22 protein-coding genes are annotated in these 21741 nt (G+C 72.5%); 10 read left to right on the top strand and 12 right to left on the bottom strand.

Annotated features, from left to right (window positions below):
• The first annotated feature begins 57 nt into the window (after positions 1 to 57).
• The gene (locus ACFYYJ_RS06165; RefSeq protein ID WP_389129067.1) at positions 58 to 3531 is read left to right on the top strand and encodes a M28 family peptidase; all 3474 of its coding nucleotides are present in this window, start codon (positions 58 to 60) and stop codon (positions 3529 to 3531) included.
• 83 nt (positions 3532 to 3614) lie between these two features.
• Here ACFYYJ_RS06165 and ACFYYJ_RS06160 read toward each other — a convergent pair whose 3' ends face one another.
• Positions 3615 to 4016, bottom strand: a complete 402-nt coding sequence (locus tag ACFYYJ_RS06160) for a RidA family protein (RefSeq protein ID WP_385128145.1) — start codon at positions 4014 to 4016, stop codon at positions 3615 to 3617.
• A 97-nt stretch (positions 4017 to 4113) separates the two neighbouring features.
• Between ACFYYJ_RS06160 and ACFYYJ_RS06155 the strand changes: the two genes are divergently transcribed.
• Positions 4114 to 5088, top strand: coding sequence for a helix-turn-helix transcriptional regulator (locus ACFYYJ_RS06155; protein ID WP_385367125.1), 975 nt, complete (start codon positions 4114 to 4116; stop codon positions 5086 to 5088).
• Here ACFYYJ_RS06155 and ACFYYJ_RS06150 read toward each other — a convergent pair.
• From ACFYYJ_RS06150 to ACFYYJ_RS06135, 4 genes are all read right to left on the bottom strand, one after another.
• Entirely contained in the window at positions 5070 to 5570 is a 501-nt protein-coding gene (locus tag ACFYYJ_RS06150; RefSeq protein ID WP_389128982.1) for a hypothetical protein, read from the bottom strand. The genes ACFYYJ_RS06155 and ACFYYJ_RS06150 overlap by 19 nt on opposite strands.
• A gap of 100 nt (positions 5571 to 5670) precedes the next feature.
• The gene (locus tag ACFYYJ_RS06145; RefSeq protein WP_385128141.1) at positions 5671 to 5967 is read right to left on the bottom strand and encodes a hypothetical protein; all 297 of its coding nucleotides are present in this window, start codon (positions 5965 to 5967) and stop codon (positions 5671 to 5673) included.
• 393 nt (positions 5968 to 6360) lie between these two features.
• Positions 6361 to 6771: a rodlin gene (locus ACFYYJ_RS06140; RefSeq protein ID WP_385128140.1), complete on the bottom strand. Its 411-nt coding sequence runs from the start codon at positions 6769 to 6771 to the stop codon at positions 6361 to 6363.
• Between the two features lie 116 nt (positions 6772 to 6887).
• Entirely contained in the window at positions 6888 to 7076 is a 189-nt protein-coding gene (locus ACFYYJ_RS06135) for a hypothetical protein (protein ID WP_385128138.1), read from the bottom strand.
• 78 nt (positions 7077 to 7154) lie between these two features.
• On the opposite strand from ACFYYJ_RS06135, the gene ACFYYJ_RS06130 reads away from it, so the two are divergent.
• From ACFYYJ_RS06130 to ACFYYJ_RS06120, 3 genes are all read left to right on the top strand, one after another.
• Positions 7155 to 7586, top strand: a complete 432-nt coding sequence (locus ACFYYJ_RS06130) for a GNAT family N-acetyltransferase (protein WP_385128137.1) — start codon at positions 7155 to 7157, stop codon at positions 7584 to 7586.
• Between the two features lie 89 nt (positions 7587 to 7675).
• Positions 7676 to 8509, top strand: a complete 834-nt coding sequence (locus tag ACFYYJ_RS06125) for a PhzF family phenazine biosynthesis protein (protein WP_389128975.1) — start codon at positions 7676 to 7678, stop codon at positions 8507 to 8509.
• 126 nt (positions 8510 to 8635) lie between these two features.
• On the top strand, positions 8636 to 9346 hold the full coding sequence (locus ACFYYJ_RS06120) for a hypothetical protein (RefSeq protein WP_389128972.1): 711 nt from the start codon (positions 8636 to 8638) through the stop codon (positions 9344 to 9346).
• A 15-nt stretch (positions 9347 to 9361) separates the two neighbouring features.
• Here the strand turns inward: ACFYYJ_RS06120 and ACFYYJ_RS06115 are convergent, their stop codons facing one another.
• Positions 9362 to 10357 (bottom strand): zinc-binding alcohol dehydrogenase family protein, encoded by a 996-nt coding sequence (locus tag ACFYYJ_RS06115; RefSeq protein WP_389129064.1) that lies wholly within the window; start codon positions 10355 to 10357, stop codon positions 9362 to 9364.
• A gap of 101 nt (positions 10358 to 10458) precedes the next feature.
• On the opposite strand from ACFYYJ_RS06115, the gene ACFYYJ_RS06110 reads away from it, so the two are divergent.
• Both ACFYYJ_RS06110 and ACFYYJ_RS06105 read left to right on the top strand, forming a co-directional pair.
• The gene (locus ACFYYJ_RS06110; protein WP_389128969.1) at positions 10459 to 11103 is read left to right on the top strand and encodes a CGNR zinc finger domain-containing protein; all 645 of its coding nucleotides are present in this window, start codon (positions 10459 to 10461) and stop codon (positions 11101 to 11103) included.
• A gap of 211 nt (positions 11104 to 11314) precedes the next feature.
• Positions 11315 to 13705: a D-alanyl-D-alanine carboxypeptidase gene (locus ACFYYJ_RS06105; RefSeq protein WP_389128967.1), complete on the top strand. Its 2391-nt coding sequence runs from the start codon at positions 11315 to 11317 to the stop codon at positions 13703 to 13705.
• Positions 13706 to 13769: 64 nt separating this feature from the next.
• Here ACFYYJ_RS06105 and ACFYYJ_RS06100 read toward each other — a convergent pair whose 3' ends face one another.
• Together ACFYYJ_RS06100 and ACFYYJ_RS06095 are read right to left on the bottom strand one after the other, a co-directional pair.
• On the bottom strand, positions 13770 to 14630 hold the full coding sequence (locus ACFYYJ_RS06100; RefSeq protein WP_389128965.1) for a hypothetical protein: 861 nt from the start codon (positions 14628 to 14630) through the stop codon (positions 13770 to 13772).
• A complete protein-coding gene (locus ACFYYJ_RS06095; protein ID WP_384748727.1) occupies positions 14630 to 15901 on the bottom strand; it encodes a VWA domain-containing protein in 1272 nt (423 codons plus the stop codon). Before ACFYYJ_RS06095 ends, ACFYYJ_RS06100 begins: the two co-directional genes overlap by 1 nt.
• A gap of 131 nt (positions 15902 to 16032) precedes the next feature.
• Here ACFYYJ_RS06095 and ACFYYJ_RS06090 point away from each other — a divergent pair, with 131 nt between their 5' ends.
• Positions 16033 to 16398 (top strand): DUF6204 family protein, encoded by a 366-nt coding sequence (locus ACFYYJ_RS06090; RefSeq protein ID WP_385366961.1) that lies wholly within the window; start codon positions 16033 to 16035, stop codon positions 16396 to 16398.
• Positions 16399 to 16414: 16 nt separating this feature from the next.
• Here the strand turns inward: ACFYYJ_RS06090 and ACFYYJ_RS06085 are convergent, their stop codons facing one another.
• Together ACFYYJ_RS06085 and ACFYYJ_RS06080 are read right to left on the bottom strand one after the other, a co-directional pair.
• Complete coding sequence (locus tag ACFYYJ_RS06085; protein WP_389128962.1) at positions 16415 to 18046, bottom strand: FAD-dependent monooxygenase; 1632 nt, start codon at positions 18044 to 18046, stop codon at positions 16415 to 16417.
• Between the two features lie 108 nt (positions 18047 to 18154).
• The gene (locus ACFYYJ_RS06080) at positions 18155 to 18565 is read right to left on the bottom strand and encodes an organic hydroperoxide resistance protein (RefSeq protein ID WP_385130388.1); all 411 of its coding nucleotides are present in this window, start codon (positions 18563 to 18565) and stop codon (positions 18155 to 18157) included.
• A gap of 144 nt (positions 18566 to 18709) precedes the next feature.
• Between ACFYYJ_RS06080 and ACFYYJ_RS06075 the strand changes: the two genes are divergently transcribed.
• The gene (locus ACFYYJ_RS06075; RefSeq protein WP_385130386.1) at positions 18710 to 19210 is read left to right on the top strand and encodes a MarR family winged helix-turn-helix transcriptional regulator; all 501 of its coding nucleotides are present in this window, start codon (positions 18710 to 18712) and stop codon (positions 19208 to 19210) included.
• Positions 19211 to 19274: 64 nt separating this feature from the next.
• Complete coding sequence (locus tag ACFYYJ_RS06070) at positions 19275 to 20309, top strand: PHP domain-containing protein (protein ID WP_389128959.1); 1035 nt, start codon at positions 19275 to 19277, stop codon at positions 20307 to 20309.
• Between the two features lie 31 nt (positions 20310 to 20340).
• Here the strand turns inward: ACFYYJ_RS06070 and ACFYYJ_RS06065 are convergent, their stop codons facing one another.
• Positions 20341 to 20832, bottom strand: coding sequence for a hypothetical protein (locus tag ACFYYJ_RS06065; protein ID WP_385366889.1), 492 nt, complete (start codon positions 20830 to 20832; stop codon positions 20341 to 20343).
• A 35-nt stretch (positions 20833 to 20867) separates the two neighbouring features.
• Positions 20868 to 21662, bottom strand: coding sequence for an ArsR/SmtB family transcription factor (locus tag ACFYYJ_RS06060; protein WP_389129061.1), 795 nt, complete (start codon positions 21660 to 21662; stop codon positions 20868 to 20870).
• Between the last annotated feature and the right edge of the window lie 79 nt (positions 21663 to 21741).

The raw sequence follows: 21741 nt of genomic DNA, 5'->3' as shown, positions 1-21741 counted from the left end.
CCCCCACGATCGGAGTGGACGTTGCAGCCCACCAGATGGACGGCGGCCCTGGCAGCGATGGTGCTGACCGCGGGCCTGGCCGGCACCCTGGCCGCCGGAACGGCGTCGGCGCAGCAAGCCCAACCCTCCCCGTCCCAGAAGGACACCCCGGCGGCGCGCGCGGTCGCCGCCGCCGACCAGGCCGTCGGCAGCGGTCTCGACTCCCTGGTCAACTCCTCGCAGGAGCAGTACGAACGCCGCCAGGTCACCCCCTGGGTCAAGGACCTGTTCTCCGTGGCGTACGAGCGCAGCTACCGCGGCCTGCCGGTGGTCGGCGGCGACGCGGTGGTGCTCGCCGACGGCGCGGGCAAGGTCCGCGCCCTCCAGTCGGCCTCCTCCGTACGGATCGACGTCTCGACCCGGGCGACGGTCAGCGCCAAGGACGCGGAGTCCACGTCTCGTTCGAAGCTGGCCTCGGTCGACAAGGTCGACAGCAGCCGGCTCGTCGTCCGGCTGAAGGACGACAAGCCGGTACTGGCCTGGGAGACCGTCCTGATCGGCCGCACCAAGACGGCGCCCAGCAAGCTGCACGTCTTCGTGGACTCCCGCACGGGCGCCGTCGTCGACAGCTACGACGACGTGGTCGCGGGCACCGGCAACAGCAAGTGGAACGGCCCCAACCCGCTCACCATCGACACCACCAACTCGGCCGGCACGTACTCGCTGCGCGACCCCAACCGCACCGGCCTGAGCTGCGCGGACTACAGCTCCGGCACGGTCTTCTCGAAGTCCTCCGACTCCTGGGGCACCGGCAACCCCACGAGCAAGGAGACCGGCTGCGTCGACCTGATGTTCGCCGCGCAGAAGCAGTGGGACATGCTGAGCCAGTGGCTGGGCCGCAACGGCGTCAGCGGGAACGGCCGCAGCTTCCCCGGCAAGGTCGGCCTGGGCGATCTCAACGCCTACTGGGACGGCAGTTCGGTCACCATCGGGCACAACAGCGCCAACGAGTGGATCTCCGGCCTGGACGTGGTGGCCCACGAGTACGGGCACGCCATCGACTCCAACACCCCCGGCGGCACCAGCGGCCAGGAGGCCGGCCTCGGCGAGGGAACCGGTGACATCTTCGGCGCGCTGACCGAGGCGTACGCCAACGAGCAGTCGCCGTACGACACTCCGGACTACACGGTCGGTGAGATGATCAATCTCCAGGGCCAGGGTCCGATCCGCAACATGTACAACCCGTCGGCCATCGACAACGACCCGAACTGCTACAGCTCGGCGATACCCGGCACCGAGGTCCACGCGGCCGCGGGCCCGCTGAACCACTGGTTCTACCTGCTCGCCGAGGGCAGCAACCCGGGCGGCGGCAAGCCGACCAGCCCCACCTGCAACTCCTCCACCGTGACGGGCGTGGGCGTCCAGAACGCCGGCAAGATCTTCTACGGCGGGATGCTGCTCAAGACGAGCAGCATGTCCTACAAGAAGTACCGGACGGCGACGCTCGGTTCCGCCAAGTCGCTCGACACCACCTGTGACCTCTTCAACAAGACCAAGGCCGCCTGGGACGCCATCAGCGTGCCCGCCCAGACCGCCGACCCGACCTGCACCCCGAGCGGTCAGAACAACGACTTCTCGATGAGCCTCAGCCCCACGTCGGGCACCGTCCAGCCGGGCGGTACGGTCACCACCACCGTCGGGACCACCGTCACCACCGGCACCGCCCAGTCGGTGACGCTGACCGCCACCGGCCTGCCGGCGGGCGTGAGCGCCTCCTTCAACCCCGCCACCGTGCAGTCCGGCCAGTCCTCGACGCTGACCCTGAGCGCCACCGCGAACGCCACGCCGGGCGCGGCCACCGTGGTCGTCAAGGGCCAGGGCGGCACCCTGTCGCACACCGTCGACTTCGCGCTCAACGTCGGAGGCACCCAGCCGCCGAACGACCCGCCGAACATCGACGTGGCCAACGTGCAGGCGCACCTGGCCCAGCTGAACACCATCGCCTCGCAGAACGGCGGCAACCGCCGTGCGGGCAGCGCCGGTTACACCGGGTCGGTGGCGTACATCAAGGGCAAGCTCCAGGCCGCCGGCTACACGGTCACCGAGCAGAACTGCACCTCCTGCACCTACCCGTCGAACAACCTGATCGCCGACTGGCCGGGCGGCCCCGCCGACCAGGTCGTCATGTTCGGCGCGCACCTCGACAGCGTCTCGGCCGGTCCCGGCATCAACGACAACGGCTCGGGCTCCGCGACCCTGCTGGAGAACGCGCTCGTACTCGCCCAGAAGAACCCGACGATGACCAAGCACGTGCGCTTCGCCTGGTGGACCGACGAGGAGCAGGGCCTCAACGGCTCGAAGTTCTACGTCAACCAGCTGAGCAGCACCGCGAAGGCCGCCATCAAGGGCTACTACAACTTCGACATGGTCGGCTCGCCGAACGGCGGCTACTTCATCAACAACCTCAACTCCGCCACCGCCGCACCGCTCAAGGCGTACTGGACCACCCTGAACCTCGCCCCCGAGGAGAACACCGAGGGCCAGGGCCGCAGCGACGACTACTCGTTCCAGCAGGGCGGCATCCCGACCTCCGGCTACGCGGCCGGCGCCAGCGCCCGCAAGACCTCGGCGCAGGCGACCAAGTGGGGCGGCACCGCGAACGCCGCCTACGACTCCTGCTACCACAGTGCCTGCGACACCACGAACAACATCAGCGCCACGGTCCTGGACCGCAGCGCCGACGGTGTCGCCTACGCCGTCTGGAAGACCGCCGTCGGCGGTGAGACGCCCGCGCAGGACTTCTCCATCGGCGTCAGCCCGACCGCGGGCAGCGCCGCCCAGGGCGGCTCCACCTCCGCGACGGTGAACACCTCCACCGTGAGCGGCGCCGCCCAGACCGTCGCCCTCTCCGTCTCCGGCGCGCCCGCCGGGGTGACCACCACGCTCAACCCGACCTCCGTGCAGTCGGGCAGCTCCTCGACGCTGTCCGTCCAGGTGGGGGCGAGCACCGCGCCCGGCACCTACACCCTGACGATCACCGGCTCGGGCACCGTCGGCCACAGCACCACCTACACGCTGACCGTGACCGGGACCGGCGGCTGCACGCCGCGCCAGCTCGTGGTCAACGGCGGGTTCGAGAGCGGCTCGTCCCCGTGGACCGCGACGGCGGGCGTCGTCACGAACCAGTCCGGCCAGGTCCCGCACGGCGGCGGCTACTTCGCGTGGCTGAACGGGTACGGCTCCAGCCACACGGACAGCGCCTCGCAGTCGCTGACCGTGCCGTCGGGCTGCTCCTCGTACCGACTCTCGTTCTTCCTGCACATCGACACGGACGAGACGGACCCCGTGGTCTACGACAAGTTCACCGTCTCGGTGGGCGGCCAGACCCTGGAGACCTTCTCCAACCTCAACCCGACGTCCGGCTACGTCCAGAAGACCTACGACCTGGCGCAGTTCGCCGGCCAGACCGTCACCCTGAAGTTCAACGGCGTGGAGGACCAGTCCCTGCAGACCTCCTTCGTCGTGGACGACGTCACCGTCCAGGTGAGCTGACTCCGAACCACCGTGTGAGCACGTGAAGTCCGGCCCGGTCCCCGCCTGCCGCGGGGGCCGGGCCGGACGCGTGTGCCCGCCCGTCAGGGCCGCACGGCGACGGCCTCGACCTCGAACAGCACGTCGGGCGCGGCCAGGCTCGCGACGCCGATCAGCGTCTGCGTGGGCGGCTCCTTGCCCCAGATCTCCTGCACGGCCCCGGCGATCGGCCCGAGCTTGCCGACGTCGTGGTTCACCACGTACGTCCTGAGCTGGACGACGTGCCCGAGGTCGAGGCCGTGGGCGGCGAGGGCGACGGAGATGTTGCGGAACGTCTGCTTCACCTGCTCGGCGAAGTCGTCCGAGACGACCCCGCCGTCCGGGCCCGATCCGTACTGACCCGCGATCAGCACCAGTTCCGAGCCCGCCGGGACGGACGCGGTGTGGCTGTAGCCGAACGGGACCGGGTCGTGCAGACCGTCCGGATTGACGATGGCGTGCGCCATGTGGATCACCTCTCGTGTGCGTTGGATCTCTGGGGCGCCTGTAAGCCTGTCAACCAATCACGACACCCTCTGTCGTGTATTCCCGTAGGGTTTTCGGATGCGCGCCGACCGGTTGGTATCGCTGGTACTGCTGCTGCGGCAGCACGGCCGGCTGTCCGCGGCCGCGCTCGCCCGCGAGTTGGAGGTGTCCACCCGCACCGTGCTGCGCGACATCGAGGCGCTGTCCGCGGCTGGTGTGCCGGTCTACTCCGAACGCGGCCGGCACGGCGGTTTCGAGTTGCTGCCCGGTTTCCAGACCGAACTCACGGGGCTGAACCACGAGGAGGCGCTCGCCCTGCTGATCGCCGGATCACGGCGCGGCGCGCAGGCGTTCGGACTCGGCTCGGCGCTCGCTTCGGCCATGCTGAAGGTGGTCGACGCGCTGCCCGATGGCCAGCGGGCCATCGCCTACGGTGCGGTGCAGCGGTTGCTCGTCGACCCGGAGACCGACCTCCTGTCGCGCCGCGAGGTCACCGAGGAGGTTCCCCAGGCCGTCGTGGCCGAGGTCCGGCGCGCGGTGCTGGCCGGGCACAGGCTGCGCATCCGCTACGCGGCCGTGGAGCAGGCCCCGACGTGGCGCACGGTGGACCCGATCGGCCTGGTCACCGTGCGCGACCGGGGCTACCTGCTGGCCGCACGGTCCGGCGCGGACCGCACCTACCGGCTGTCCCGCATCCTGGCCGCGGAGGAACTCCCCGAACCGGCGCGACGACCGGACCGGGTGGACCTGGACCGGGCCTGGCAGGAACGCAGTACGCGGTTCCGGACCGGAGGCGAACAGGTCGCCGTGGTGGTCCGGGTTGATCCGGCCCGGCGGGAGGAGCTGGTGGGCACCGCGCTGGCGGTCCTCGCCGAAGAGACCACCGAGGACGGCCTGCTGCGGCTGGAGGTGACCTTCCAGGACCGGCGACACGCCGAGTGGGCCTTGTGGAGCCTCGCCCCGCACGCGGAAGCCCTGGCCCCTCCGTGGTTGCGCAGCGCCTTGCGCGACCGCGCCGCCGCGCTCGCCGCGCGCTACGGGGTGTCCCGCTGAGAGCGGTCGACCCCTTCGGTGCCGCTCCGCGCGGCGCCGACCGCGGCCACCGCCCAGCCGGCCACCCACAGTGCGCCGACGGCGAGTGCCGCGAGGGCGGTGCCCAGGTGGGGAGGCGTGGCGCCCAGGGCGGGCGCCAGGCCCGCAGCCCGCGCGCCGAAGCCGATGACCCCGGCCCCGACCATGAGGATGCCCGCCCAGGAGACGAGGACCGCTCCCCACCGGACCCACCGGGTGGCCGGCGGGCGGACCAGGAGCAGGGCGACGAGCGCCATCAGCAGGCCGAGACCGGCATTGCCCAGTTGGGCGGCGGTGACGTCACCGATCGACGCGTAGGCCTCGGGCGGGGCGGGGAAACCCGCCATGCCCAGCTCGCCGTCCCGCGCGAGGTCGACCTTGCTGACGGTGTACGCGAGCGCACCGGCGCAAGCGGTGAGTGCGGCGGCCCGCTGTGTGCTCGTCGTGGTCTTCGCTGACTCCATGACCCCAGGATGGTGCGGGGCCCCCGGCGCCACGTCCGCCTGACGTACGGGCCTTCTCCCCCGCTCGGGGGAGGGAGCCGGACCGGGTCCACGGCCCGCGCTACGCGCGCCCGGACGCCCGCCCGGTGCCCTTGGCGCCTTCCGGGGCGACCATGGCGGTCAGTCCGAGGTCCAGTTCCGCACCGTCGACGAGCAGCGCCTCGATCGCGCGCGTCCGCGGGTCGATGTCGGCTTCCACGCCCTGTCCGCGGTAGTGGGGGTAGCCGGAGGCCCCGGTCTCGCCGGTCGCCTCGACCAAGGCCACGCGCAGTGCCCTGTCGGCCGCGGAGCCGCCGCGAAGGTTCTCGATGTGCTCGGGCACCAGCAGGATCTCGAAGCTCTGCGGCTCAGGGGTCATATCCCGAAACTACCCGATAAGCCGCCCCGGGGCAGGCGGGCACGCGCCCGACCGCCGCCACCCCGACCTCGGCCTCGTACCGATCCTCGCCCCGCCGCCGGCCGACCCCGAGTGCACGGCCCGTGCACTGGAGGCCGGGGTGAACGACTGCCTCGCCAAGCCGTTCCACCCGACGGAGTTCCTGAGCCGCGTCGAGCGTCCGGCCGTCCGCCGGTCGTCCTGGGACGGCGGTACCTCATACGCGCACCACAGAGCCTCCGGCCCGGTCTCGGGGCCCGGAGGCTCTGTGGTGTGCGTGCGGAGCCGAAGCGCGCCTGTGGCGTTCGGGTCAAGCCGGGGCCCCGTGGGCACTCGCGCGGGCATCCGGGGCCCCGGCTCGCAAAGGGGACTGCGTCAGCTGCCGGCCGAGAGGTTGCCCGAGAGGACCGGGATGTTGTCCAGGATGTGCGAGAGCGGCTCGTCGCCCTTGGCCTGGGTGGAGTTCTCGGTGCACTGCTGGTTCTGCGGGTTGGACAGGACGTTGATGTCCTGGACACCGACGTTGAGCGCGGCGAGGATCGACTGGGCGTTGACCTTGGCGGGCAGGCCGATGCAGGGCTTGTTCAGGGTGCCCTGGACGACGCCGAGCTGCGGGCTCAGGTCACCGTGGGTCTTCTGGTTGCCGTAGATCTGCTGCGAACCGTTGCCGTTGACGGTGTTGATGCCGTTGTCGTTGCCGATGGCCATGGCCGGGGCTGCAACGGCGGCACCCGCGCCGAGGATGGATGCGGTGGCGGCGGCGGTGGCCATCATCTTCTTGATCATCATTGGTCCTTGCTGTTGCACAAGTGCATGGTGGTGAGCGCCTTGATCAACGGCCGCGATCACTTCAGGTTCCGCCGCTTCACCCGATCAGATGCGCATGACCTCCGGGGCGAGGTCTACGCCGCCGGTACGACCGAGGCCCGGATCGCCTGCGCCCACTCCTGCAACAGCGAGGCGTGCCGGACGCGCTCCGCGTCGGTCAGGCGGCCTTCGGCGCGGGCGAAGAGGCCGCGGATGTCGGCGTTGATCTCGGAGAGGGGGCGCTCGGGGACCGGGCGGGCTTCACTTTCAGGGGTCGGACTCACGTGATCAAGAGTAGGGGGAGGGTCTGACAACGGTGGACGACGTCCGGCATGCGGACATGCTCCCACTAGTCTGATGTCATGAAGATCATCGACTTCGAGCCCGGCGATCCGCGACTGTCCGGGGACCTCCTCCCCGTGCTCCTCGAACTCCGCCCGCACCTCACCGAAGAGCTCTTCCTCTCGGTCCTCGCGGAGGGCGAACCCCAGGGGCTGCGCTTCACCGCCGCCTACGACGAGGGCGGCGCATGCGTGGGGGCGGCCGGCTGGCGTGTCGTCGCCAACACCTTCGCCGTCCGCAAGCTCTACGTCGACGACCTGGTCACCACCTCCACCGCCCGTTCGGGCGGCGTGGGCCGCGCGCTGCTCGCGCACCTCGAGGAGCACGCGCGCGACGCCGGATGCACGGCGCTCACGCTCGACTCCGGGACCCAGCGGGCGGACGCGCACCGCTTCTACTTCCGCGAGCGGATGTCCGTGACCGCCTTCAGCTTCGAGAAGTCACTCGCCTGACGGAATGGCGGGCAGGCGGGCAGGCGGGCAGGCCACTCGTCGGCAATTGGCCTTGCCGTGCCGCACATTGGCCTCGCTACGTTCTCGGCATGCGTATCCAGATCGTCGACGCCTTCACCACTCGCCCCTTCGCCGGAAACCCCGCCGGCGTGTGCCTGCTCCCCGCCGGGCCCTGGCCTCAGGACTCCTGGCTGCGGCGGATCGCCGCCGAGCTGAACCATCCGGAGACGGCCTTCGCGCTGCCCCTCCCCGCCGGGGAGGAGGCCGACTGGGAGATCCGCTGGTTCACCCCGCTCGTCGAGGCCCAGCTGTGCGGGCACGCCACATTGGCCACGGCGCACACGCTGCGCCGCGAGGGGCTGCTGACCGGCGACTCGGTGCGGTTCCGCAGCCGCTCGTACGGGCTGCTCATCGCACACGCGCGGGCGGGCGGGGAGTTCACCCTGGACTTCCCCGCCGCCCCGGCGGACGAGGTGCCCGTCCCCGCGGGTCTCGTCGAGGCGCTCGGTGTGCGGCCCGAGGCCACGTTCCGCACCGGCGCGCTCGGTGATCTGCTCACGGTCCTGCCCGACGAGGCCGCCGTCCGGGCGCTGCGTCCCGACCTCGGAACGGTCGCGGCGCTGACCGTGCGCGAGGGACTGCGCGGGATCATCGTCACGGCGGCCGCGGGGAGGAACGAGCGGGGGCACGACTTCGTGTCCCGCTTCTTCGCGCCGGCCAACGGCATTCCCGAGGACCCGGTCACGGGCAGCGCCCACACCTCGCTGGCCCCCTTCTGGTCGGCGCGGCTGGGCGGCCGCGACCGGCTCGTGGGTTTCCAGGCCTCGGCGCGTACCGGTGTGGTCAGGACCGCCCTGCGCGGGGACCGCGTACTGCTCAGCGGGCACGCGGTGACCGTGCTCGAAGCGACCCTGACCGTTTGAGCACCCGGGGCGGCCCGCGGCGGCGGGCCGTGACCGAAACGTCGCCCGCCCGAGTCCCTCCCGGCCTCGTCCGGGCGGATTCCGGTTGTTAGCTTCCTGCGAAACGACCTCGGGGAGACCGATCACATGCCCGCACCCGGAGGAACCCGCCGGGTCCTCACCGCCGCGACCCTGTCCGCCGTCCTGCTGGCGGGCGCCGCCGGATGCGCGGACGAGGCCGGCGAGCCGCCGGCGGGCGCGGTGACCTCCGCGCCCGCGGCCGCCTCCGCGTCGGATTCCCCTTCGGCGACGGTGACCGCGACGACGACGGCGACCGCAGCGGCGGCGGCTGCGGATTCGGTTTCCCCTTCCGCGTCTCCCTCGCGTACGGCGGCGCCTTCCCCGGCGACTTCGACCCGACTTTCGGTCTCCGTCGACACTCCGGGCGGCGCGCTCTCGCTCGTGCGCGGCGGCGCCGGGCAGGAGTTCACCGTGACCTTGCGGAACGGGAACTCCGCCGCGTACCGGCACGTGCTGGTCGCCTTCCAGATGGAGATCCTCGTCGGCGAACCCGGGGACCGGCCCGGCAGCGGACCGGGCTTCCTGCTGGAGCGCCTCGACGCCGCCTCGGGCGCCTGGCGCCCGGCGGACCTGCGCATCGCCAACGACGTCAAGCCGCTCGCGCAGTTCACGGGCGGTGCGCCGCTCGCCCGCGAGGCCGTCCGCGTCGAGCGCTACCGGATGCGCGCGACCGCCGGCGGGCCGACGGGCAGCAGTCCGGTGATCGTGTCCTTCATCGACACGGACGCCGACCGGGATGCCGCGGCCCACCTCGTACTCGGGCACAGCACGCGCTGAGGCCCGCCGACGCCGTCATCCGGCCACGGAGAGCACGATCTTCCCCCGGTTTCCGCGCTGTTCCAGGCGCTCGTGGGCCTCGGCCGCCCGCTCCAGCGGGAACCGCGCCTCGACCGGGACCCGGTAGGTGCCCGCGGCGACCCCGGCCGCGATCTCGCTCAGATCCTCGCGGGGGTCGTAGCCGTGCTCCAGCAGATTGGTGAGCTGAAAGCCTTGCACGGAGGCGTTCTTCGGGTAGAAGTCGCGGGTGTCGACGGTGCTCGACTCCAGCGCGACGTTGGCCAGGGCGACCACCCGTCCCGTGTACGCCGCCATCCGCAGACTCTGCCCGAACACCCGCCCGCCGACGGTGTCCAGGACCACGTCCGCGCCGCGGCCGTCCGTCAACCGCAGCACCTCCTCCGCCGGCTCCCCGGCGGGCAGGGCGGAAAGGTCGACGGCCTCGTGGGCGCCGAGCCCGGTGGCCCAGGCCGCCTTGGCGGCCGAGCTCGCGACGGCGATGACGCGCGCCCCGGCATCCGCCGCGATCTGCACCGCCGCGCTCCCGACGCCACTGGCCGCCGCGTGCACCACCACCGTCTCCCCCTCCGCCACGCGGGCCAGCCGGCGCAGGGTGTACCAAGCCGTGAGCCAGGCCACGGGGATGGCCGCCGCCTCGGCCGCACCGACTCCGTCGGGCAGCACGACCAGCCGCCCCACCGGCACCGCCGCGAGTTCCGCGTAGAAGCCGGGGGCTCCCGCGGCGCCCAGGGCCATGACCCGGTCACCCACGCCGATGCCGCTCACCCCCGGCCCCGTCGCCACGACCGTGCCGGACGCCTCCAGGCCGGGGAGGATCGGCGGGCGGCCCGCCCTGTGGTAGCTGCCGGCGCGGGTGAGGGCGTCGGCCCGGTTCACTCCGGCCACTCCGACCCGTACGAGCACCTCGCCCGCTCCGGGTACGGGGTCGGGCAGCTCCACCGGGACCAGCACCTCGGGGCCGCCGAACTCTTCGATCCGCACTGCTCGCATGCTGCTCACGCCCTCATCCCTCGTGACACCGGTTGAACCGGTTGAAGTGGTGTCACCTTGCGACACCGTACGAACCGGTGTCAAGGGAGTAGAGTCGGCCCATGACCCTCACACCGGCCGACCCGGCCCTCGTGTTCCCGTTCACCGGGGGGCGCCCGTGCCTCGACTTCGTCGCCACGCTCGGCAAGCGGTACACCGCCCCGTTCGAGCGGCTCACCGACCCCGACGCGCTGAGCCGCTGGATCGGCGAGGCGGGCCTGCGGGTGGATCGGGCGGGCGGGGAGGGCGTGCGGGTGACGGCGTCGGAGCTGGCCGCGGCCCGGGAGTTGCGGGAGTCGATCCACCTGGCCCTGCGGGCGGCGATGGGCGGGGACGGACGGGAAGTGGCGCTGCCGGATGCGGAGGATCTCGTACGGATCAACGAGGCGGCGACACGGCCGGACCTCGCGCCGCAACTCGCCTTCGCCGGGAGCGGCTCCGGGTGGACCGTACGGAACCACGCGGGCGGCGCCTCGGCCCGCCACGACGTCCGGGCCGCGATGGCCACGGTCGCACGGGACGCCGTGCTGCTGATCGGCGGCCCGCTGGTGGCGCGGGTGAAGGAGTGCGAGAACCCGGACTGTTCGCTGATGTTCCTCGACGACTCCCAGGCGCGGCGGCGGCGTTGGTGTTCGATGGAGCGCTGCGGGAACCTGGCGAAGGTCGCGGGATACCGGGCCCGTTCGCGCGCCGGAAGTCGCTCCTGACCTGTTCGGGTGCCGTGTCGCGTCGCTGAATATGACCGAACGGTCACAGGATCGGACGGGGGGAACGGCCGGAGCCGCCGCGGACATCTAGGCATGCGGCGAGGGCCCGTCGGGGCCCTCACCTCACGGTATCGGCAATGACCGGCCGAACGCCGGGGCCCGCGTGCGCGCCCCGGCGGGGACCGGGTGCGAGCGGCAGAGCGGGGCTGGGATGAAGGCAGTGACGGCGGCGGACGGTTCCTCGGACGGCGGGGAGATGGAACGGACGACCGTTCTGCGGATGCCGGAAACCACCCCGGACGGGGTGTCGGCGGCCGAAACCCCCGTCGACCCCCGGGTCGCAGTCGGGACGGAGGCCGAGCGGACGTCCGGGGCCGACCCCAAGCCCGTGGCGGAACCGGAGGTGTCGGCCGAGCCCGAGCCCGAGGACGGGGACGCGGCCGGGGCACGCCCTGAACCCGGATCCGGGGACCTCCGGGACGGGGCTCGGGAGGCGGACCCGGACTCCGAGCGGACCGGTGAGGAGTCCGGCGCTGACGCGGACGCGGACGCCGACGCCGACTCCGTCGGGGACGCAGAAGCAGACACCGGGGCGGCACCGGACGAGGAGCCCGCCGTCACGACCGCGGAAGCGGAAGCAGAAGCGGACGAAGAAGCCGACCCGCGGTCCGCCCCGGAGGCGGAAGCACCCACCGCGTCCGAAGCGGACTTGGACGCGGACGCGGAGGACGGTGACCAGGCGGGCCTCGGTGCGGAAGCACGCACCACGGCGGAAGCCGACGAGGAAGCCGGCCACCGCGCCGACGCCGACGCCGAGGCGACCCCAGACGCGGGGGCAGACCTCCGGGAAGACGCCGGGCCCGGCGCGGGGCCGGCACCGGACGCCGAGAACCAGGCGCCCGCAGGCGCGCCCAAGGCACTCCGCGAGGCCACGGCCGACGCGAAGGCGGGTCTCCGGCGGGATCGGGACTCCGGGGCGGCAACGGGCGGGCCGGGCGCGGCGGAAGGGCTCCAGGGGGAACCGGGCACCGGGCCGGGCGCCAAAGCGGCGCCGGGCGCGGCGGAAGGGCTCCGGGGGGACCCGGGCGTCGGTCCCGGCTCGGGGTCGACACCCGACGCCGAAAGGCAGACGACCGCGGGGGCGCCCAAGGCACTCCGCGAGGCCACGGCCCTCACCGGGCCCGGCGTCAAAACGGCGCCGGGCGCGGTGGAAGGGGTCCCGCGAGACCCAGGTGTCGGTGCGGGGGTGGGGACGCCCGGGCTCGGCGGGGCGGCGCCCGGGGCCGGGGCCGTGGTGCCGCCGCTCGAGTTGTTGGCTTCGCTCACCAATACCGCTCCCCCCGCCGAGACCCCCCGGCGGACTGTGGTGCGGCGGGTCAAGGTGTGGACGCCGTTGCTCCTGCTGCTCGGCGGTGCCTACGTCGGCGCGCAGTTGCTGCGGCCGCTCCCCGCGCCGGTGTTCGTCGCCTCCGAGTCCGTCCACGCCCTGGACGGGCAGTTCACCGTGCCCTGGCCCGCCAAGGGGCAGGGGGCCATCCGCGTCGTCGGGTCCGGTGACATCAGCACCTTCGGGGAGCAGAAGCCCGTCCCGACGGCCAGTGTCGCCAAGGTGATGACGGCCTACGTGATCCTCAAGGGCCACCCGCTGCGCAACAAGGACGACGCCGGCCCCAGCATCGAGGTCGACGCGAAGGCGGTGGCGGAAGGCAACGCCGACAGCGAGTCGCGCGCCGAAGGGCTCACCGCCGGTACGAAGTTCAGCGAGCAGGACATGCTCAAGATGTTGATGATCCCGTCCGCCAACAACGTGGCCCGGCTCCTCGCCCGGTGGGACACCGGCAGCGCCGACGAGACGGCGTTCGTCGCGAAGATGAACTCCGCCGCCGCGGAACTCGGGATGAAGAACACCACGTACACCGATCCCAGCGGTCTGGACGCGGGTACGGTCAGCACCGCCGTCGACCAGCTCAAGCTCGCCGAGGCCGTGATGAAGGACGAGGCGTTCCGCGCGGTCGTGGCCCTGCCCGACGCCACCATCAAGGGCCTGCCCAAGCCGATCTACAACAACAACGGCAATCTGCTCACCGCGCCGGGCCTCAGCATCAAGGGCATCAAGACCGGTTCGAGCACGCCGGCGGGCGGGACGCTGGTGTGGGCGGCGTACAAGACCGTGGGCGACGAGACCCCCCGGATCCTCGGCACGATGATGGACCAGCACGTGGACGGCCCGGACCCGAACGGCGCGAACAGCCTGGTGCTGGTGAAGGAGAACAGCCGGAAGGTGATCGAGGCGGTGCGGGGCGCGCTGGCCTCGACTCCGGCCGTCCGCAAGGGCCAACAGGTCGGGTACGTGGACGACGGGCTCGGCGGCCGCACCCCGCTCGTGGCGACGAAGGACCTGAACGTGATCGGTGTTCCGGGCCAGCGGATGCGGATCTCGCTCGCCACCGGGGCTTCGGGAGCCGTTCGCACCGCGAAGGACGGGACCGAGGTCGGGGTGCTCACGGTGGGCGACGGGGACGGGGCCAAGAGCGTGCCGGTGGCGGTGCGCGGGGACCTGGCCGAGCCTTCGGTGGGAACCAGGCTCACGCGTCTGCGCTAGCGGTGTCGTCCGTACGGGGCCGGGGCCGTGAGGGAGTCCCCCACGGCCCCGGCGATCCGCTCGGTCAGGCCCGCGGCGGGACTCCGGGCGGGCGGCCGGAGCCGCGCGTCAGGGAGTACCCGAAGAGGCCCGCGAGGGCCGCGAGGACTCCGCCCGCGGCGGTCCAGAGCCAGCGGTCCGTCCACCAGCCGCCGGACCAGCCGGCCTCCGGCGCGCGCCGGGTGCCGGTGACGGTGGCGGGGACCAGAGGTGTGGAGAGCGATCCGTCCACCGCGTGGGCGCCGCCCGTGTCGTTCACGTCGGCCTCGACCGAGGCCCGTACCGGCAGGCCCTTGTCCTCGTCCGGCACGTCGAGGACGGTCAGGCGTACGTAGTAGCTGCCGGGCAGCGGGTCGTTGGCCCACTGCTCGGCCGACGCGCGGACGGTGCGCAGGGTGCAGGACAGTTCGACCGTGGCCGCCTCCTTGGCGGCGGCGCGGGTCTGGTTGCCGTACGTGCACGCCTGGCGGCGGCGCAGTCCGTCGTACACGTCGAGCTGCCAGGTGGCGGCGCCGTGCCGGCTCGCGGAGTCGGGGAGGGTGACGGTGGCCTTCACCGTGGCGCGCTGCTCGGCGTCGACGGGGACGACCCAGTAGAGGTAGTCGCCGGTGGACGCTCCGGCCGTGGCCTTCTCACCGGGGAGGAAGGCGGTGGCGGTGCGGAAGCTGGTGCCGGCTTCGGTCGGCGCCGTTCCGGTCCCGCCGGAGTTCTTGTCGGCGTTCTTGTCGGCGTTCTTGTCGGAGCCGGCCTTGTCCCCGGTGGCCGTGGCCGACGCGGAGGGTGAGGCGGTGGCCGACGAGCCGTCGGCCTCGGCCGAGCAGCCCGCCATCCCGAGGGCGGCGGCGCCGGCCAGCAGTGCGGCGGTCAGTGTGCGTACGGTACGCATCAGTTGGTCCTCCAGACGGAGATGCGCCAGCGCGAGACCCAGCCCCACACCAGTCCGGCCAGCAGCCCGACGATCGTGAGCGCGGCCAGCAGCCACCAGCCACGACCGAGTCCGAAGGCGGCGGCGTCGGAGGCCTCGTCGGGGCCGTCCACCAGCTCGACGGTGAGCTCGACGGGCATGCCGGGCGTCGTCTTGACGGAGGCGGGCGCGGAGAAGGAGTTGCTGACCTGGACGCAGACGGTCTCGGCGGCCGGCTTGTCCGAGTCGGTCCCGTCGATCTCGGCCTTCGGGTAGCGCAGGCCGGTGGAGATCGCGTCGGTGCGGCCGTCACCGGCTTCCGAGCCCCGGACGATCTCGCGGCCGTGGACGGTCGTGGCGCGCAGCAGGACTCCGTAGTCCCTGTTGACGGCGCGGTCGGAAGCGATGCTCACCGAGGCCCGCAGCTCCTGGCCGGGCAGGACCTCGACGCGGTACCAGCGGTGCTCGCCGAAGGTCTCGCGGTCGCTGTAGAGGCCGGGCTTCAGCAGCGGGGCGCCCTCGCACTGCTTGGCGCCCTCGGTCGCGACCGGGTTGACGACGGGATCGGCCGCCCGGTCGACGAGTTGGCGGACCCTGCCGGAGAGTTCGGCCTTGTGCTGCACCGAGGTGTAGGTGCCGCCGGTGGCCTCTGCGATGCAGGTGAGCTGGGCGCGGGTCTTGGCGTCCGGGACCAGGCCGAGGGTGTCGATGGTCAGGTGGATGCCCTTGGCGGCGATGTCGCGGGCCACTTCACATGGGTCGAGCGGGGCGCAGGTGTCCTCGCCGTCGGTGATGAGGACGATCCGCTTGGTGGCGTCACCGCCGTCCAGGTCCTGGGCCGCGGCCAGCAGGGCCGGGCCGATCGGGGTCCAGCCGGTGGGGGCGAGGGTGGCCACGGCGGTCTTCGCCTCGGTCCGGTTGAGGGGGCCGACCGGGTACAGCTGCTTGGTGTCCTTGCAGCCGAGGGCCTTGTCCTCGCCGGGGTAGGTGGCCCCCAGGGTGCGTATGCCGAGCCGAACTTCGTTGGGGACGGCGTCGATGACCTCGTTGAAGGCCTGCTTCGCCGCGGCCATCCGGGACTGGCCGTCGATGTCAGTCGCCCGCATGGAGCCGCTGACGTCGAGGACGAGATCGACCTTGGGAGGTTCCTTCGTCGTTCCGTCGGCGGCGCCGGCGCTGGCCGGGAAGAGCCCGACGGCGAGGGCGGCGAGCAGTCCGCACGCCCCGGCCGCAAGCCGTTTTCTTGTGATCATCGCCGGATCGTATTGAGGATCTTCCGGCAACTCCAAAAACGTGGTCCCCTGCCCGGTCTTCAGGGACCCTCGACCGCTGTGCGGACGGAAATCCCGATGCGTGGGCACGGTGCCCGATCTAGGCTGCCGGGATGAGTTCCCGTACCTTCCGCATCACCGTCCGCGGTTCCTTCGACAACCTGACCGACGCGCAGCGGGCGGAGCTGCTCGCGGCCGCGCCCGAGCACGACGTGCTGCGCGCCGCCTTCACCGCCGAGGGACACCTCACCTACGACCTCGCGGCCCGGCCCTTCTTCACGTTCCGTTTCCTGGACTCGGGGGAGGCCGAGGAGGACATCCTCGACGCGACGGCCCGTGCGGAACTGGCGGCGGAGGGCTGGCTGGCCGAGCGGGGGTACGGCTTCAAGCAGCTGAAGTCGACGGCCGAGGACCTGTCGCAGGCACCGCTGGGCAAGCGGCAGCGCCGGGAGGCGGCGAAGGCGGACGACCGGAAGTGACGGCGGGCCGGCCCGCTCAGCCGGTGGGGGCGAAGACGCGCGCCAGGTGGGCGCGCAGTGCCTCCGGGGTGGGCGGGGCGAGGCGGGCGCCGAGGTGGCCGTCAGGACGGATCACGAAGGCCGTCGGGCCGTCCGTCTCGTAGAGGTGGGCGAACTGGCCCGCGGTGTCCGTGTACACGGGCAGTCCCCGCGCCGCGGTGTGCGGGCTGCCCGCGGTGAGGAGTACGAGGGTCTCCGTCCGGCCGCCGGACGCCTCCCGGGCCGTGCGGGCGAGTGCGCCGGGGTCCTGGGCGCCGCCGTACAGCAGCAGCACGTGGTCGCGGTCGCGCAGCAGGTCGTACAGGCGCAGCGGGTAGGCGGCGATCTCGCCGCTGAGGCCGACGCAGTCGGGAGCGCGGTCGCCGGGGCGGGGGCCGCGACCCTCCCCGGGCGGGTCGGTGATCGGGCTGCCCCGGTAGCCGACGAGGAGTTGGGCCTCGCGCAGCATCAGCGTGGCCGGGTCCTCCGGGTCCGCCTGGACACCGTGGGCGGCGTGCCGCACGGTGCGGCCGACGACTTCCTCGCCGACGGGCCGGCGCTCGGCGTCGTAGGAGGCGAGCAGGTCGGGGTGGGCGCGGCCGTCGACGGCGAGGGCGAGCTTCCAGGCCAGGTTCCAGGCGTCCTGGATGCCGGTGTTCATGCCCTGGGCCCCGGTGGGCGGGTGGATGTGCGCGGCGTCACCGGCGACGAAGACCCGGCCGTCGCCGTACCTGTCGACGATGCGGTGGCTGATGCGGAACACGGAGGTCCAGCGCACGGCTGAGGCAGTGGTCGGCTTCGGTGCCAGCCGGTCCAGTACGGCCTGGATGTCGGGCAGTTCGGGGGCGCGGCCGGCGGACTGGAGGCCGTGCGCGACGCCGTCGGGGGCTTCCTGCGCCCGCTCGGCGGTGGAGAGTTCGGGCGGGACCATCATCGACACGCGGTAGCGGCCGGCGCCGGGCAGCGGGATGCAGACCAGTACGTCGTCCACGGCGCCGGAGGCGTCGTGGTGCATGGCGCGCACGGTGTAGCCGTGCGGGAGGTCCCAGTCGAGCTCCACGTCGGCGAGCATGAACTCGTCGGGTAAGGCGCCGCCTTCGAAGGTGAGCCCGAGTCCCTTGCGGACGGCGCTGTGGGCGCCGTCGCAGCCCAGGAGGAACCGGGTCCGTACCTCTTCCTCCGCTCCGGAAGGGGTACGGACCCGGCTGGTCACCCCGTCGGCGTCCTGGGTGAACGACTCCAGTTCGGCTCCGCGTTCGATCGCGGTTCCGAAGCGGGCCAGGAATTCGGTCAGGACGCGTTCGGTCTCGTACTGCGGCAGGGCCGCGAATCCGTACGGGACTTCGGGCGGCAGGTCCAGATCCATGCGGGGCTGCTCGACGCCGTTGACGTAGACCAGTTGGCCTCGCAGTGGGACGGCCGCCTCCAGGGCGGTGCGCACCAGCCCCATGCGGTCCCAGAGTTCCAGGGTGCGGGGCTGGATGCCGACGGCCTTCGCGTACGGCAGCCGTTCGGGGAGGCGGTCGATGATCCGGCAGCGGATTCCGCGTCTGCGCAGTTCCACGGCCGCGGTCAGCCCGACCGGGCCCGCGCCGACGACCAGTACGTCGGTTGCGTAGGTGTGCGCCATGAGCCTCTCCCGGCGTGCGGCCCCCGCTGGAGTCGGTGCTCCTCCATGGTCGCCGCCCGCCGGGCCTCCGGCATCTTCGCCGTACGGCACCCGCTCGGATCGGGGGACCTACTCGATGACGAGGTCCACCTCGATGTTGCCGCGCGTGGCACGGGAGTAGGGGCAGACCTCGTGCGCCTGCTTGACCAGCAGGGTGCCCGTCTCGCCCGCCAGGGACTCGGGGAGCTCGACGCGCAGGACGACGCCCAGGCCGAAGCCCTCGCCGTCCTTGCCGATGGAGACCTCGGCGGTGACGGAGACCTCGCTGGTGTCGGCCTTGGCCTGGCGGCCGACCAGGCCGAGGGCGCTGGCGAAGCAGGCGGCGTAGCCGGCCGCGAAGAGCTGCTCGGGGTTGGTGCCCTGTCCGTTGCCGCCGAGCGCCGGGGGCATGGCCAGGGCGAGGTCGAGCTGCCCGTCGGAGCTGACGGTGCGGCCCTCGCGGCCGTTGGCGGTGGCTACGGCGGTGTACAGCGCGTCCATCGGGGTTCCCTCTCGCAGAGATCGAAGAAGTCGAAGAGTTCGACCGTCGCGGCTGCCGTGTTCGGCGCCGCTCCATGAGTAGAGCACACAATTCAGTTGTGCACAATTAAATGCCTCGCAAGCCCGCCCGGGTACACTGGCCGCATGACCGAGCAGCCGACCGCCCTCCACCCCGACCAGGACTTCCTCCGCCTGGACGGCCAGATCTGCTTCGCGCTGAACGCCGCGACCCGCGCCTTCGGCGGGCTCTACCGCGTCGTCCTCAAGGACCTCGGGCTCACCTACCCGCAGTACCTGGTGATGCTGGTGTTGTGGGAGCACGGCGAGATGCCGGTCAAGCAGATCGGGCAGCACCTGCGGCTGGACTCCGGGACGCTGTCCCCGCTGCTCAAGCGGCTGGAGGCGGCCGGCCTGGTGCGCCGTGAGCGCAGCGCCGAGGACGAGCGCTCCGTGCACGCGCACCTCACCGAGGAGGGCGCCGCGCTGCGTGCCCGGGCCGTGGAGGTGCCGCGCCGGATCGCGACCGCCACGGGGTTCGAGCTCGGCGAGATCCTGGAGCTCCAGACCCGCCTGAACCGGCTCACCGCCGCACTCGACGCAGCCGTACCTCAGGAGGAGGCGCGGGCGGAGGCCCGGGAGGCGTAGCACCCGCGACGGGCGCGAAAGCGGCCTCCGCCGGACACTGGGTCCGGGAGTCAGGAGGTGCGCGATGGACCCGGTGGCCGCGCTGGACCGGATCGCCTTCCTGCTGGAACGCGCACAGGCCCCCACCTACCGGGTTCGGGCCTTCCGTACGGCGGCGGCCACGCTCGGGCGGATGGACGGCCGGGAAGTGGCCGACCGCGTCGGGGCGGGCTCCCTGGAGCAGGTCAAGGGGCTCGGCCCCAAGACGGCCCAGGTCGTGCGCGAGGCACTCGCCGGGGAGGTGCCGGCCTATCTGCGGAACCTGGAGGACGAGGCGGCCGCGCTCCCGGAGGCTCCCCCGACCACGCCCGCCGGCGCCGCCCTGCGCGCGGCACTGCGCGGCGACTGCCACGTCCACTCGGACTGGTCGGACGGCGGGAGCCCGATCGAGGCGATGGGGCGGGCCGCGGCCGCGCTGGGCCACGAATGGGCCGTCCTCACCGACCACTCGCCCCGACTGACGATCGCCCGGGGACTCTCCCCGGAGCGGCTGCGGGAGCAGCTGGAGGTGGTGGCCGCGCTCAACGAGACGTGGGCTCCGTTCCGGCTGCTCACGGGCATCGAGTGCGACATCCTCGACGACGGTTCGCTGGACCAGGAGCCGGAACTGCTGGAGCGGCTGGACCTGGTGGTGGGCTCGGTGCACTCGAAGCTGCGGATGGACGCGCCCGCGATGACCCGCCGACTGCTGGCGGCGGTGCGCAATCCGCTGATGGACGTACTGGGCCACTGCACGGGGCGGCTGGTGACGGGCCGGACCCGGCCCGAGTCCCGGTTCGACGCCGAGGCCGTCTTCGCGGCCTGCGCGGAGGCCGGTACCGCGGTGGAGATCAACAGCCGCCCCGAACGGCTGGACCCGCCGAGGCGGCTGCTGCGGCTCGCCGTGGCGGCCGGGACCTTCTTCGCCGTCGACACCGACGCGCACGCCCCGGGCCAGCTGGACTGGCAGCCGCTGGGCTGCGAACGGGCCGCAGAGTGCGGGGTCCCCACCGGCCGCGTGATCAACACCTGGTCCGCGGACCAGGTGCGGGAGTGGACCCGCACCCGGCGGGCACCCTGAGCCGGCCAGGCCGATGGGGAGGGTTTCCGGTTCAGCGGGCGGGCAGGAGGTCCAGGAGCTGCTTGGTGTGTCCCGGCAGTTCCTGTTCCGCGAGGCCCGTCAGGAGGTCCCTGAGCGGGAGGGGGTGGTCGACGAGGGCCTTGCCGTGGGACACCAGCATCGCGGGCACCTGTGTGTCCAGTTCGACCTCGCTCAGGACGGGTCCGCCGAGCGCGCACAGGGCCTCGCCCTGGAGCCGGAGGCGGTCACGGAGCCCCGGGCTGCCGCCGGCGAGCCCGATGACTCGCTCGATCGTCCAGTGGTCCTGCGTGGGCCGGCTGTCGTACGTCGTCACGTTCCCGGAGGCGACAGAGGAGACGGTGGTGATGGCGGCTGCGCCGATCAGGACCACGTGGGCCAGGATCTGGTCGGCGTTCCACTCGCCGGGCGCCGGGGAGGGAACCGCGGGCCCGGCGTCCGCCACGGTGTCGGCGGCGGCCAGCAACGCGCGATAGGCGTCGCGCAGCGGGGTGGTGTCCTGCATGACTGCTCCTTTTCGATGAAGGCGACGGCGTGGTCTCAGGCCTGCGGCCCGGACATCTCCCACGGCGCCTGCGGGAGGACGTCGCCGGTCTCCAGCAGCGACTTGAGGTTCGCCAGCACCGCCGGCCAGCCGCGCGAGATGCCGCCGAGCATCTCCTGGTTGGGCAGGTTCTCGTGGGTCACGGTGAGGCGCACGATGTCCTCGTGCGGTTCGACGAGGAAGGTGACGACGGACGGTTCCCTCGGCGGTTCGACGTCGGGGTCGTCCTCGAAGGTGACGACCAGACGCGTCGGGGGCTCTGACACGACCACCCGGCCGACGACGTCGACGACGCCCGATCCGTCGACGCGCCGGTGCTCCCACTCCGAACCGGGCTGCCAGTCGGAGACGTTGGCGTGCCCCCAGTAGCGGGCCGTCAGGTCCGCGTCGGTCAGGGCCCGCCACACCTGCTCGGCGCTCGCACGGATGTAGGTGACGTAGACGTAGGTCGGCACGGTCGTGGTCGTGCTCTCGCTGATCATTGCGTACTCCTCTGCCTGGTTCCTGATGGCGCCGAGCGCTTGCAGACGCGGCTTGTCGAAGCCCGAGATCCAGCGTTCCTCGATCTCGTGGATCGGTGCGGGGTTGAGGTAGTGCAGTCGTTCCCGGCCCCGTCGGACGACGGTCACGAGGCCGGCCTGCCCGAGCACGTCGAGGTGCTGGGTCGCCGACTGGCGCGCCATGTCCAGCTGCTCGCACAGCTCGCGCAGCGTCTGGCCGTTCTGCAGGCGCAGACGGTCGAGCAGGAGTCTTCGGGTGGGATCGGCCAGCGCCTTGAAGACCGAGTCCACTTCTTTCGCTTCGAGGCTCACGACTCCATTATGCAGGTGATTACCTGCATAATGTCAACGCCTCCCCACGGGGCACGCA

Source organism: Streptomyces sp. NPDC002467 (genome assembly GCF_042889825.1).
Lineage (GTDB): Bacteria > Actinomycetota > Actinomycetes > Streptomycetales > Streptomycetaceae > Streptomyces.
This window is presented reverse-complemented; position numbering and strand designations above follow the sequence as displayed.

Coding starts and splice junctions, on each gene's coding strand:
- ACFYYJ_RS06165 (WP_389129067.1), top strand. CDS start 58: ATGGTGCTGACCGCGGGCCTGGCCGGCACCCTGGCCGCCGGAACGGCG.
- ACFYYJ_RS06160 (WP_385128145.1), bottom strand. CDS start 4,016: ATGGCGCACGCCATCGTCAATCCGGACGGTCTGCACGACCCGGTCCCG.
- ACFYYJ_RS06155 (WP_385367125.1), top strand. CDS start 4,114: ATGCGCGCCGACCGGTTGGTATCGCTGGTACTGCTGCTGCGGCAGCAC.
- ACFYYJ_RS06150 (WP_389128982.1), bottom strand. CDS start 5,570: ATGGAGTCAGCGAAGACCACGACGAGCACACAGCGGGCCGCCGCACTC.
- ACFYYJ_RS06145 (WP_385128141.1), bottom strand. CDS start 5,967: ATGACCCCTGAGCCGCAGAGCTTCGAGATCCTGCTGGTGCCCGAGCAC.
- ACFYYJ_RS06140 (WP_385128140.1), bottom strand. CDS start 6,771: ATGATCAAGAAGATGATGGCCACCGCCGCCGCCACCGCATCCATCCTC.
- ACFYYJ_RS06130 (WP_385128137.1), top strand. CDS start 7,155: ATGAAGATCATCGACTTCGAGCCCGGCGATCCGCGACTGTCCGGGGAC.
- ACFYYJ_RS06125 (WP_389128975.1), top strand. CDS start 7,676: ATGCGTATCCAGATCGTCGACGCCTTCACCACTCGCCCCTTCGCCGGA.
- ACFYYJ_RS06120 (WP_389128972.1), top strand. CDS start 8,636: ATGCCCGCACCCGGAGGAACCCGCCGGGTCCTCACCGCCGCGACCCTG.
- ACFYYJ_RS06115 (WP_389129064.1), bottom strand. CDS start 10,357: ATGCGAGCAGTGCGGATCGAAGAGTTCGGCGGCCCCGAGGTGCTGGTC.
- ACFYYJ_RS06110 (WP_389128969.1), top strand. CDS start 10,459: ATGACCCTCACACCGGCCGACCCGGCCCTCGTGTTCCCGTTCACCGGG.
- ACFYYJ_RS06105 (WP_389128967.1), top strand. CDS start 11,315: ATGAAGGCAGTGACGGCGGCGGACGGTTCCTCGGACGGCGGGGAGATG.
- ACFYYJ_RS06100 (WP_389128965.1), bottom strand. CDS start 14,630: ATGCGTACCGTACGCACACTGACCGCCGCACTGCTGGCCGGCGCCGCC.
- ACFYYJ_RS06095 (WP_384748727.1), bottom strand. CDS start 15,901: ATGATCACAAGAAAACGGCTTGCGGCCGGGGCGTGCGGACTGCTCGCC.
- ACFYYJ_RS06090 (WP_385366961.1), top strand. CDS start 16,033: ATGAGTTCCCGTACCTTCCGCATCACCGTCCGCGGTTCCTTCGACAAC.
- ACFYYJ_RS06085 (WP_389128962.1), bottom strand. CDS start 18,046: ATGGCGCACACCTACGCAACCGACGTACTGGTCGTCGGCGCGGGCCCG.
- ACFYYJ_RS06080 (WP_385130388.1), bottom strand. CDS start 18,565: ATGGACGCGCTGTACACCGCCGTAGCCACCGCCAACGGCCGCGAGGGC.
- ACFYYJ_RS06075 (WP_385130386.1), top strand. CDS start 18,710: ATGACCGAGCAGCCGACCGCCCTCCACCCCGACCAGGACTTCCTCCGC.
- ACFYYJ_RS06070 (WP_389128959.1), top strand. CDS start 19,275: ATGGACCCGGTGGCCGCGCTGGACCGGATCGCCTTCCTGCTGGAACGC.
- ACFYYJ_RS06065 (WP_385366889.1), bottom strand. CDS start 20,832: ATGCAGGACACCACCCCGCTGCGCGACGCCTATCGCGCGTTGCTGGCC.